The sequence below is a fragment of the Cyanobium sp. BA5m-21 genome (assembly GCF_024346235.1).
Taxonomy (GTDB): domain Bacteria; phylum Cyanobacteriota; class Cyanobacteriia; order PCC-6307; family Cyanobiaceae; genus Cyanobium_A; species Cyanobium_A usitatum.
The window spans coordinates 1-11,185 of record NZ_JAGQCO010000006.1 but is presented as its reverse complement, the minus strand read 5'-3'; the positions used below and the strand labels follow the sequence as shown (position 1 = coordinate 11,185).

Here is an 11,185-nt window from a genome sequence, read left to right as displayed (position 1 = left end):
CGCGTGATCAAGGCGAGTTCAGCAGGGTTCGACACCACCAAAGCGGCGCTGGCGGCCCTGGTAGTCGAGCAGGGCATCCAGCAGGGCTGCCTGATTGAAATCGGGCCAGAGCACATCGGTGATGTGGATTTCGGCGTAGGCGAGCTGCCAAAGCAGGAAATTGCTGATGCGCCTCTCGCCACTGGTGCGGATCAACAGATCCGGATCGCACTCACCAGCGGTGTGCAGCTCGGCGGCAAGCTGCTGCTCATCGATTGCGGCAGGATCTAGTTCCCCAGCCACGCAGCGCCGCGCCAGCCGCTGGGCAGCCCGCACCAGCTCGGCTCGGCCGCCGTAGTTGGTGCAAACGTTGAAGTGAATGCCCGTATTAGCTGCCGTGCGCTCGGTGGCATCAGCAATCAGGCGCCGCAGACCCTCCGGCAGGGGCTCAAGATCGCCAAGGAAGCGAATCCGCACCTGCTCCTGCTCCAGGGATTGAAGCTCGCGGGCCAGCACCCGCTCAAACAGGGCCATCAGAAAGCCCACCTCCTCGCAAGGGCGGCTCCAGTTTTCGGTGGAAAAGGCGTAGGCGGTGAGGGCGCCGATGCCCCAGTCGCTGCAGAGCCGCAAGGTGCGCTTAAGGGCCTCAACCCCCTCCCGGTGACCCATCACCCGGGGCAGGTTGCGCTGCTTTGCCCAGCGGCCATTGCCGTCCATGATCACGGCCACATGGACCGGTAGGCGCGCGGGATCTAGGCCAACCGGAACGGGCTGGGAGGCTTTCGCAGTGGTGGTCGCCAGGGCGCGACTCATCCGCGTGATTCCGGCGTGTCCTTCGCCACGCTACGCCCAACAGGCAAGGCCAGGGCCTGGCTGAGCAGGTCGTGCAGACGGCTACTGGTAATTGGCCGCTCCAGGCGGCCCTGACTCGCCAGCGACAGGGTGCCGGTTTCCTCCGACACAACGATCGCCAGGCACTGATCGAAGCGCTCGGTCAGCCCTAGAGCCGCCAGATGGCGGGTGCCATAGCGGTTGATGCCCTGACGGGATAGGGGCAGGATCACACCTGCAGCGACGATGCGGTTGGCCTTCACCAGCACGGCACCGTCGTGCAGCGGCGTGTCAGCTGCGAAGAGGTTGAGCAGCAAATCCACCGACAGCTTGGCGTCGAGGCCAATGCCGGGATTCAAGAAGTCTTCGGGACGCAGGTCGCTGCCCAGATCCACCACGATCAAGCCACCCCGTCGGGCCTGGGAAAGACGGCCGGCAGCCTCACTCAGAACCGCCACCGATCCCGACCCCAGTTGATCTTGGCTGCGGCTGCCAAACAAAACTCCGATGCGGCCGGTGCCAAGCAGCTCCATCAGCCTGCGCAGCTCCCCCTGCCAGAGAATCGCCAGGGCGAGGCTGCAGGCCAGCACCAGTGCATCAACAAGCTTGCTGGTGAGCGGCAGGTTGGCGTAGCGCTGCACCACCCAGGCCAGGGCCACCAGCAACAAATAGCCCCTTAACAGCCAGAGGGTGCGGGCTTCGGTGACCCGGCCGAGCACAAGCACGCCCAAGCCGAAGGCAAATAGCAGATCAAGGAGCAAGCGCAAATCGATCAGCCGTAGCAACTCACCCAGTTGCGGCCCGATCACGCGTACTCCAGTCGACTAACTCACCTTACCGATCGCAACCGAGTTGGCAAAACGTCGTAGCGCAGTAGGTCTTCCGGCTGCTCGCGGCGCTGCACCAAATCAGCGACCCCGTCGTGGACCAGCACCGCCGCTGGCCGAGGGATGCGGTTGTAGTTGGAGCTCATCGAGGCGTTGTATGCGCCGGTGGCAAACACAGCCAACACATCGCCACTGCCAGCTGGCGGCAGGGCCAGATCCTTAAGCAGCACGTCGCCAGATTCGCAGTGCTTACCAGCAACGGTGACGGTTTCGGTGGCCTCGGCCGTGGGGCGATCGGCCAACACCGCCGTGTATTGAGACTGGTAGGTGATCGGCCGGGGGTTGTCGCTCATGCCGCCGTCCACCGAGAGGTAGGTGCGGATGCCGGGGATGTCCTTGCGGCTGCCCACCTCGTAGAGGGTGACCCCGCCGCTGGCCACCAGGGAACGCCCCGGTTCACAGAGCAGGCGGGGCAACTCCAGCCCCCGCTCCTGACAGGCCGCCGCCACCGCCTCGGCCACGGTGCGCACCCACTCACTGATGCTCGGCGGATCGTCGCTGGTGGTGTAGCGAATACCCAGGCCACCGCCCACGTTGAGATCAACCACCGGGTGACCCAGGGAGCGGGCCAAGGCCAGGGCATCGGCCATCACGCCAGCTAGGTCGCGATGGGGCTGGAGCTCGAAAATCTGGGAGCCGATATGGGCGTGCAGTCCGGTGAGCTGGGCCCAGGAACAGGTCGCCAGGTGCTGCAGAACCGCTTCGAGCTGGTCGGGATCAAAACCAAACTTGCTGTCGAGGTGGCCGGTGCGGATGTACTCATGGGTGTGGCACTCAATACCCGGCGTAAACCGCAGCATCAGCTGCACCGGTCGCTGCAAGTCAGGGGCAAGGGCAGCCAGCAGCTCAAGATCGCGCCAATTGTCAGCCACCACCGTGACGCCCTGCTCAGCTGCGAGGGCCAGCTCTTCGCGGCTCTTGTTGTTGCCGTGCAGCACGATGCGTTCCGCCGGCATGCCCCCCTGCAGGGCGGTGAGCAACTCGCCAGCAGAAACCGCATCAAGCCCCAGGCCTTCGGATGCCACCAGGGCAGTTATGGCCAAAGAGCTATTGGCCTTGGAGGCGTAGATGGCTAAGGACTGCCCTGGGTAGTGCTCGGCGAGGGCTTCCCGGTACGCCCGGCAGGTGCCCCGCAAAGTGGCTTCATCGAGCACATATAAAGGTGTGCCGTAATCGCGGGCCAGGTCGCTCAGCAGGCAGCCACCAACCACCAGGCGCCCCTCACTGTCGAGGGCAGTGGTGAGGGGGGTGAGATTGCGATTAGGACTATGGGGATCCCTATCGCGTTCAAAGGGATTCAGCAGCGCAACGGGCTCATGGGAGGTCAGCATGACTGTGGCCGCGCGGGTCAAGTGAGCATGAATGTAAGGAACTACTTGGCGGCGCTGCACCTGACAGCCCTGGCTCCTGAGCACCTGGAGGCCTGCTTAAACCTCGACCAGGCCAGCCTCGGCGGCCTGTGGAACCGCGCCCAGTGGCAGAGCGAGCTGGCGGAGCAGCGGCGCCCCGGGGTGGGTCTTTGGCAAGGGCAGCAGCTAATGGCCTTGGCTAGCGGTTGGCTGGTGGTAGATGAACTGCACATCACCGTGGTGGCGGTGGATCCCGAGCAGCGGCGCCGGAGCTTAGGCCAGCAGGTGCTGAAGGCCCTGCTGCTGGAGGCCGGGCAGCAGGGAGCCATGCACGCCACCTTGGAAGTAAGCCCGGCAAACACTGCGGCAGTGGCCCTATACCGACGACTGGGCTTCCGTGATGCAGGAGTGCGTCGCGGTTACTACCGCAATGGCGAAGACGCCCTGATCCAATGGCTGCGGTTATCTGACATGAATGATGCGTAGCCATGGTGTGGATAACCGGCTTTTCTTATTGCTAATGACCGGCAATTCAGCAATTTGCATTGTTGCCTTCGAACGCCTTAGAGCCAGCCACCGCAGGGGATCTGCCTTTGATGCGGCGTAAACCACACCTCACCTGTTAACCCTGGTAGCTTGGAAGCACTTGTACCAGGCCTAGGCCCATGTTCGAGCGGTTTACCGAGAAAGCCATCAAGGTGATCATGCTGGCCCAAGAGGAGGCCCGCCGCCTTGGCCACAACTTTGTGGGCACCGAACAGATCTTGCTTGGCCTGATCGGTGAGGGCACTGGCGTTGCCGCCAAGGTGCTCAAGTCGATGGGGGTAAACCTGAAAGATGCCCGCGTTGAGGTTGAAAAAATCATCGGCAGAGGCTCCGGCTTCGTCGCCGTGGAGATCCCTTTCACTCCTCGCGCCAAGCGAGTGCTTGAACTCTCCCTAGAAGAAGCTCGCCAGCTTGGTCACAACTACATCGGCACCGAGCACCTGCTGCTTGGCTTGATCCGTGAGGGTGAGGGTGTAGCTGCTCGGGTCCTGGAAAACCTTGGAGTTGACCTAGCCAAGGTGCGCACCCAGGTGATCCGCATGCTGGGCGAAACAGCCGAAGTCGCCGCCGGTGGCGGCAGCGGCAAGGGCTCCACAAAAACACCAACTCTCGACGAGTTCGGCAGCAACCTCACCCAGCAGGCCGCCGATGGCAAGCTCGATCCGGTGGTGGGTCGTCAGAACGAAATTGAGCGGGTAATTCAAATACTTGGTCGTCGCACTAAGAATAATCCGGTCCTAATTGGCGAACCAGGCGTAGGCAAAACAGCCATCGCAGAGGGCTTGGCTCAGCGGATCAATTCTGGTGATATTCCAGACATCCTCGAAGACAAGCGAGTACTCACCCTGGACATCGGCCTGCTGGTGGCAGGCACCAAATATCGGGGTGAATTTGAGGAACGCCTCAAAAAAATCATGGAGGAGATTCGCAGCGCCGGCAACGTGATCCTCGTGATCGATGAGGTGCATACCTTGATCGGCGCAGGTGCAGCAGAAGGTGCAATCGATGCCGCAAACATTCTCAAGCCTGCCCTCGCCCGGGGCGAACTTCAGTGCATCGGTGCCACCACCCTTGATGAGTACCGGAAACACATCGAGCGCGACGCGGCCTTGGAGCGTCGCTTCCAGCCGGTCATGGTGGGCGAGCCTTCCGTTATCGACACGATCGAAATTCTGCGCGGTCTCAAGGATCGCTACGAAGCTCACCATCGCCTCAAGATCGCCGATGAGGCCCTGATTGCGGCAGCCACCCTGGGCGACCGCTACATCTCTGATCGCTTCCTCCCAGACAAGGCAATCGACCTGGTTGATGAGGCCGGCAGCCGAGTGCGGCTGATGAATTCCAAGTTGCCGCCGGCGGCCAAGGAAGTCGATAAACAGCTGCGCGCTGTCCAGAAAGACAAGGAACAGGCCGTGCGCGAGCAAGACTTCACCAAGGCTGGTGAGTTGCGCGATAAGGAAGTAGAGCTGCGCGAGCAGATTCGCTCGATCCTGCAGACCCGCAAAGATGAAGAGCCAGCATCCGAGGCCGTGGCCGCTGAGGCCGGTAGTAGTGCACCCGTAGCGGTTTTTGAAGGCGCCGCCGAAGGCGGTCGCACGCCCATGGTTACGGAGGAGGACATCGCCCACATCGTTGCCTCCTGGACTGGTGTGCCTGTTCAAAAGCTCACTGAAAGCGAGACAGCCAAGCTGCTGAACATGGAGGAGACCCTCCACCAGCGTTTGATTGGCCAAGACGAAGCCGTTAAGGCCGTGTCCCGTGCCATCCGCCGGGCCCGAGTGGGGCTGAAAAATCCCAACCGCCCGATTGCCAGCTTCATCTTCTCCGGCCCCACCGGTGTTGGTAAAACCGAGCTCACCAAGTCGTTGGCGGCTTACTTCTTCGGCAGCGAAGAAGCCATGATCCGGCTTGACATGTCCGAATTCATGGAGCGCCACACGGTCAGCAAGCTGATCGGCTCCCCTCCCGGCTACGTGGGCTTCAATGAAGGTGGCCAGCTAACCGAGGCTGTGCGCCGTCGTCCCTACACCGTGGTGCTATTCGACGAGATCGAAAAAGCTCACCCTGATGTGTTCAACCTGCTGCTGCAGTTGCTCGAAGACGGTCGCCTGACCGATTCCAAGGGCCGCACGGTGGACTTTAAGAACACCCTCATAATCATGACCTCGAACATTGGTTCGAAGGTGATTGAAAAGGGCGGCGGCGGCCTTGGCTTTGAGTTCGGCGGTGGTGACGCGGATGAAACCAACTACAACCGCATTCGCTCGCTAGTTAATGAGGAGCTGAAGCAATACTTCCGCCCCGAATTCCTCAACCGCCTCGACGAAATCATTGTCTTCCGTCAGCTCAACCGCGAGGAAGTCAAAGACATTGCCGAGATCATGCTCAAAGAAGTGTTCGGCAGGATGTTGGAGAAGGGTATTTCCCTATCCGTTACTGAAGCCTTTAAGGAACGGCTGGTCGAGGAGGGCTACAACCCCTCCTACGGCGCCCGTCCCCTACGCAGAGCAGTGATGCGGCTGCTTGAAGATTCGCTGGCTGAGGAATTCCTCACCGGACGGATTGGCGATGGCGACTCCGCCCTGGTGGATGTCAATGAGGACAAGCAGGTATTTATCCGCAAGCAGGCAGCCCTGCCGGCCGAGCCGGAATTGGCTGCGGCTGGAGTTTGAGGGGATTCGGGTCTACCCCGTACCATCACTTGGGGATGAAAGCAGCAGCGGGATGAGCAACTCCCTGAGCCAACACGCCATCGCACCTGCAGAGGTGTTGAGGGGCCCTGGAGCTTGGCTCCAGGGCATACCGCGGCTAGCGGACCTGGGCCAGCGCCCCCTGGTGCTAGGTCGCAGCGCCGTAACAGCCCAGCTGAGGCAGCAACTGGTTGCCGACCTACACCAGGCTGGGCTCCAGCCCCACTGCGCCGAGTTGCAGTTCGACTGCTGCGAAGAAGACCTGAAAAAGGTCTCTGCGATTTGTCAAAAGCAAGGCTGCGATTCAGTTGTGGCCATTGGTGGCGGCAAGGTGCTCGATGCCGGCAAGTTGCTGGCCCACCGGCTGAGTCTGGCCTGCATCACCGTGCCCACCAGTGCGGCCACCTGCGCGGGCTGGACTGCCCTGGCAAACATCTATTCAGTTGAAGGTGCCTTTCTGGGCGATGTGGCCCTGGCCCGCTGCCCAGATCTGTTGATCTTTGACCACGACCTGGTCCGCCAAGCCCCAGCCCGCACCATGGCAAGCGGCATCGCCGACGCCATGGCCAAGTGGTACGAGTCGTCGGTGAGTAGTGGCGCCAGCGGCGATGGCCTGGTGCAGCAAGCGGTTCAGATGGCCCGGGTGCTGCGCGACCAACTCATGCTGGAAGCTGAATTTGCCCTCCAGGATCCCCACGGCGCCGCCTGGGAGCGGGTGGCTGAAGCCTGCGGGCTCAGCGCTGGCTTGATCGGCGGTATTGGTGGAGCCCGCTGCCGCACCGTGGCTGCCCATGCCGTTCACAACGGCCTCACCCAACTGGAGGCCAGCCATGGCCGCCTACATGGCGAGAAGGTGGGCTTCGGGATCCTGGTGCAGCTGCGGCTGGAGGAGGTGCTCGGCGGCAACCAGCTCGCCGGCCAATCCCGGCGCCAGCTGCTGCCCCTGTTCCGCAAGCTCGGCCTGCCGGTGAGCCTGGAGGAGCTTGGTCTGGCTGAGGCAGGCCTGCACCAGCTGCAGCAGGCCTGCGCCTTTGCCTGCCGCGATGATTCCGATCTGCACCACCTGCCCTTTGCCGTAGGGCCCAACGACCTACTGGCCGCCCTGGTGAGCACCTGCAGCAGCGAGCGCCAGCCCGCGTGAACAGGGAGCCCACAGCCCAGCAATCCCTAGTGGCGGCAGCGGCCAGCAGCCTGCTGGATCCCCAGGGCAGGGCCCTGGCAGCGCAGGTGCAGTGGTGGCCCCTGCCTGAACTCAGCGAGGAGGGGCCCTGGCCTGTGGCCGTGCTGGGCGAAGGGCCACCGGTGTTGCTGCTGCATGGCTTTGATAGTTCCTTCCTGGAATTCCGGCGTCTGGCCCCCCTGCTGGCCAGCGGCGTGCAGCTATTCATCCCCGACCTTTACGGCTTTGGCTTCTGCCCAAGGCCCACCGGCGGCGATTACAGCCCCAGTGGCGTGCTGCGCCACTTGGAGGTTTTGGCGGGGGAAATTGGCAGCCGCAATTCCGCCCCCCTCGGCCTGATCGGCGCCTCGATGGGTGGCTCGGTGGCGGTGGAGCTAGCCCGACGCCTGCCCGAGCAGGTGAATCGGCTACTGCTGCTGGCTCCCGCCGGCCTAACTGGCCGTCCCATGCCCCTGCCGCCCCTGCTCGATGGCCTAGGGGTGCGCTTTCTGGCCCTGCCAGGGGTGCGCCGGGGCCTTTGCCGCACCGCCTTCGCCGATCCGGACGCCGCCGTGGGAGCTGCCGAACTGGAGATCGCATCGCTGCACCTGCAAAGCCCTGGCTGGGCTGATGCCCTGCGGCGCTTTGCCCGCTCCGGTGGCTTCGCCGGCGGCGGCGCCCCCCTGCCCAACCAACCAATCACGGTGCTGTGGGGAGCCAATGACCGCATCCTGCGGGCACCCCAGAAGCGGGCGGCCCTGGCCCTGTTAGGAGAACGGGTGCGTGAGCTGGATGCCTGCGGCCATTTACCGCACCTCGACCAGACCGCCACCGTCGCCTCCACCTGGCTCGGCGCCCCTTCCCAGCAATGAGCAGCAGCGACGACAAACCAGGCGGGCCGGTGATGCAGCTGCTGGCCAGCGGCCTGCAGCTCTGGGTGCGCCAGCAGTGCCAGTCCATCGGCAGTCTCGATATCCAGCTGCAAGGAACTGGCCTGCAACTACTGCGCGGTCGCCTGGCCGGCGTGCAACTGCTGGCCCGCCGGGTGATCTACAAAGACCTCCACTTCGAGCTGGTGGAGCTAAACAGCGGCCCCATCCAGGTGCACAGCGGCAACCTGCTCAAGGGCCAACCGCTGCAGCTGGAGCGGGCCTTCGAGATCCACGGCCAGGTAAGCCTCACCGCCGACGGCCTCACCCGCTCCCTCAGCGCCCCCCAGTGGCGCGCTTTAGGCGATGGCCTAGGCGAAGCCCTGCTTGGCATCGTGCCCCTGGTGGAACTGCGCATGTGCCGCGACAGCCTGGTGTTTGCAGCCCGGGCCCTCGGCACTCCAGACCTGGTCGAGCTGGCCACCACCGTTGTGGCAGCCAGGGGCAGCATCGAAATCAACTCCGTAGTCGGCAACGTCAGCAGCAGGCTGCCGATGGATCCCAGCATCCACATCAGTGATGCCCGCATAGAAGCAGGCATGGTGCAGCTGATTGGCACAGCCCAGGTGAGCCCTTAGCCCTGCACTAGCCCTGCAAAAGCGGTAATACCAGGGTTACCAGCGAGTAAACCACAGCCGGCACAAACAGATAGCTGTCGATTCGATCCAGGATCCCGCCATGGCCAGGGATGGCATCACCGGAATCCTTTAGGCCTGCATCGCGCTTCATCATCGATTCGGTGAGATCACCCACCAGGGCAAACAGGGCCACCACCGCACCGAGCACCGCACCGATCAGCCAGCCCCAGCTCCAGCCGATCAAGGTGCCGCCGAAAGCACCCACCGCCACAGCACAGGCCACCCCGCCCAGGGCACCCTCCACCGTTTTGCCAGGGGAGATTGGCGAAAGCGGATGGCGCCCCAGCCGGCGGCCGATCACGTAGGAGCCGATGTCGGTAGCAACGATCAGGAAGCAGGCCAGCAGGGTGAGGGCGAGCCCGGCGCTGGCGGGCCAGGGCTGGCCGGCCAGGTTGGGCGCCAGAGCATCGCCGGCCAGGTCGCGCAGACGTATCCAGTAGCTGGGCAGAAAACCCAGGTAAAACAGCCCGAAAATTGAAGCGGCGATGTCGGCGATGGTGCCGGTGACCGGCTGCAACAGCAGCCAGCCGCAGATCACCGCCCCAGAGGCCGGCAGCACCGCTGCGGCCACATCGCCGGCAAACCAACCGCCACCCAGTAAGCCACTGCCACTGGCCAGCTGGGTGGTGACCAGCAGCAGCTGCACCGCCACCAGGGTGGTTTTGGTGGCGGGCCGGATCCCCTTGAACTGGGCCATCCGGAAGAACTCCAGCAGCCCCAAGTGCACGATCACCCCTACGGCCACCGTGAACCACCAGCCCCCAAGCATCACCACCACGAAGCCAAAGCCCCCAGCCAGCCAGCCGCTCAGCAGCCGGGGCAGGGAGGTGGCGGTGCGGGGTTTAGCTGGCTGGGTAGGGGGTATCAACACGCGGCGATCAGGAGGGCTCAGAGCTAGCTGGGCGCTCGGCAGCAATCAAAAACAGTGGTTCGGCCGCAGCCAATTTGGCCTGGCTGCCGCGCCGTTGCATGCGATGCACGGTGGCCTGCACCACCTGCACATCGCGGGCCGCCAGCTGGCCCAGGGTATCGGTGGCATCCACCAAGCCCTCCAGGCTGGCGGTGCTAATCACCAAACGCCCGCGGGGCACCAGCGCTTCCCATACCGCCAGCAGCACATCACCCAAGGGCCGTCCCACCTCCAGCAGCACCCGATCTGGGTGGGCGGGCAGCTGGTCCAGATCATCTGGCGCAGCGCCAGCGTGAATGTGCAGGTTGGTGATGCCAAAGCGGCGTCGGTTTTGCTCCAACAACTCGATGGCATCGGGGTCGCGCTCAAGGGTATGCACCGCACCCCTGGGCATCAGCCGGGCGATTTCCAGGGCCAGGGCACCGGTGCCGCCGCCCACATCCCACACCAGGGAATCGGCGCGGGGGCGCAGATGGGCCAGCAGCATCACCCTCAGCTCCATGGGGGTGGGGCTGAAGCCCGGAGCGTCTTCAAAGGCACTATCAGGCAGCCCAGGGGTGACGAAATCCCACTGGTAGGTCGGCTGCTGGGAAGCTTGGCCTAGATCGGCCGCGGCATTGGAATCCATCGGCCTCCTATCCGGCCACAACCCTCACCGTATCAGCGATCTGGCCTGGCCAAAGGTGCTGCTGCTGTCGCAGCCAGGTAGCCCTAGCCAGATCGATCCGCTCGCCGGGCACCAGCAGGGGAATACCCGGCGGATAGGGACACAGGGGTTCGGCGGCGATCCGTCCAGCTGCCGCCGCCAAAGCCACGACTTCCGCCGGAGCGCGCCAGGCCACGGCCAGGGGCAGTTCCGGCTCCGCTACCAGCGGCAGCGGTGGCGCGCTGAAGGGTGGCAGGGGTGGTCCCCCCAGGGCACGCCGCAGGCGCAGCAGCTGGTGGGGCAGGCGCCACACCAGCCCAGGGGGCGGCGCCATACCCAAACAAAAAGTGAGCGACCCCGGTTCCGGCAACTCGGCGATCACACCCCGCTGCATCAACCAGGCATCGGCCTCCAGCCCATTGATTCCCATGGCAGCGGTGTGCAGCACCAACCGCAGCGGGTCGTCATTTGCAACCAGGGGCAAGCCCAGCGCACGGCAGCGGCGCTGCAGGCGCTCGCCGCAGCGCCATGCCGCTTGCCAGCGGCGCCGGCCCGCCGAGCTGGTGAGGTCATCGAGGGCAGCTTCTGCGGAGGCCAGCAGCAGGGCGCTGGGGCTGGAGG

General features: G+C 64.1%; 10 protein-coding genes and 1 pseudogene. 5 read left to right on the top strand and 6 right to left on the bottom strand.

Annotation, left to right across the window (positions count from 1 at the left end; genetic code table 11):
* Positions 1–18 precede the first annotated feature (18 nt).
* From KBY72_RS03025 to lysA, 3 genes are read right to left on the bottom strand one after another with little or no spacing between them, the layout of a single operon-like run.
* Positions 19–792, bottom strand: coding sequence for an isoprenyl transferase (locus tag KBY72_RS03025; RefSeq protein ID WP_254960286.1), 774 nt, complete (start codon positions 790–792; stop codon positions 19–21).
* A complete protein-coding gene (gene cdaA, locus KBY72_RS03020) occupies positions 789–1,619 on the bottom strand; it encodes a diadenylate cyclase CdaA (protein WP_106632743.1) in 831 nt (276 codons plus the stop codon). The genes KBY72_RS03025 and cdaA overlap by 4 nt, the downstream gene beginning before the upstream one ends.
* 20 nt (positions 1,620–1,639) lie before the next feature.
* The gene (lysA, locus tag KBY72_RS03015) at positions 1,640–3,028 is read right to left on the bottom strand and encodes a diaminopimelate decarboxylase (RefSeq protein ID WP_254960284.1); all 1,389 of its coding nucleotides are present in this window, start codon (positions 3,026–3,028) and stop codon (positions 1,640–1,642) included.
* A 27-nt stretch (positions 3,029–3,055) separates the two neighbouring features.
* Between lysA and rimI the strand changes: the two genes are divergently transcribed.
* The 5 genes from rimI to KBY72_RS02990 all read left to right on the top strand — a co-directional run bounded on the left by rimI (position 3,056) and on the right by KBY72_RS02990 (position 8,948).
* On the top strand, positions 3,056–3,532 hold the full coding sequence (gene rimI, locus KBY72_RS03010; RefSeq protein ID WP_254960283.1) for a ribosomal protein S18-alanine N-acetyltransferase: 477 nt from the start codon (positions 3,056–3,058) through the stop codon (positions 3,530–3,532).
* A gap of 179 nt (positions 3,533–3,711) precedes the next feature.
* Positions 3,712–6,264, top strand: a complete 2,553-nt coding sequence (locus tag KBY72_RS03005; protein ID WP_254960282.1) for an ATP-dependent Clp protease ATP-binding subunit — start codon at positions 3,712–3,714, stop codon at positions 6,262–6,264.
* Between the two features lie 52 nt (positions 6,265–6,316).
* A complete protein-coding gene (locus KBY72_RS03000; protein ID WP_254960280.1) occupies positions 6,317–7,423 on the top strand; it encodes an iron-containing alcohol dehydrogenase family protein in 1,107 nt (368 codons plus the stop codon).
* The gene (locus KBY72_RS02995) at positions 7,420–8,313 is read left to right on the top strand and encodes an alpha/beta fold hydrolase (RefSeq protein ID WP_254960279.1); all 894 of its coding nucleotides are present in this window, start codon (positions 7,420–7,422) and stop codon (positions 8,311–8,313) included. The genes KBY72_RS03000 and KBY72_RS02995 overlap by 4 nt, the downstream gene beginning before the upstream one ends.
* Entirely contained in the window at positions 8,310–8,948 is a 639-nt protein-coding gene (locus tag KBY72_RS02990; protein WP_254960277.1) for a DUF2993 domain-containing protein, read from the top strand. The genes KBY72_RS02995 and KBY72_RS02990 overlap by 4 nt, the downstream gene beginning before the upstream one ends.
* A gap of 7 nt (positions 8,949–8,955) precedes the next feature.
* On the opposite strand, the gene KBY72_RS02985 is transcribed toward KBY72_RS02990, so the two are convergent.
* The 3 genes and pseudogenes from KBY72_RS02985 to KBY72_RS02975 all read right to left on the bottom strand — a co-directional run.
* A complete protein-coding gene (locus KBY72_RS02985; protein WP_261347168.1) occupies positions 8,956–9,876 on the bottom strand; it encodes a phosphatidate cytidylyltransferase in 921 nt (306 codons plus the stop codon).
* A gap of 10 nt (positions 9,877–9,886) precedes the next feature.
* Positions 9,887–10,546 carry a precorrin-6Y C5,15-methyltransferase subunit CbiT gene (cbiT, locus tag KBY72_RS02980; RefSeq protein ID WP_254960276.1) on the bottom strand — a complete coding sequence of 220 codons (660 nt, stop codon included), beginning with the start codon at positions 10,544–10,546 and terminating at the stop codon, positions 9,887–9,889.
* 7 nt (positions 10,547–10,553) lie between these two features.
* Positions 10,554–11,185, bottom strand: a pseudogene (locus tag KBY72_RS02975) (lysine decarboxylase); the annotation flags it as partial.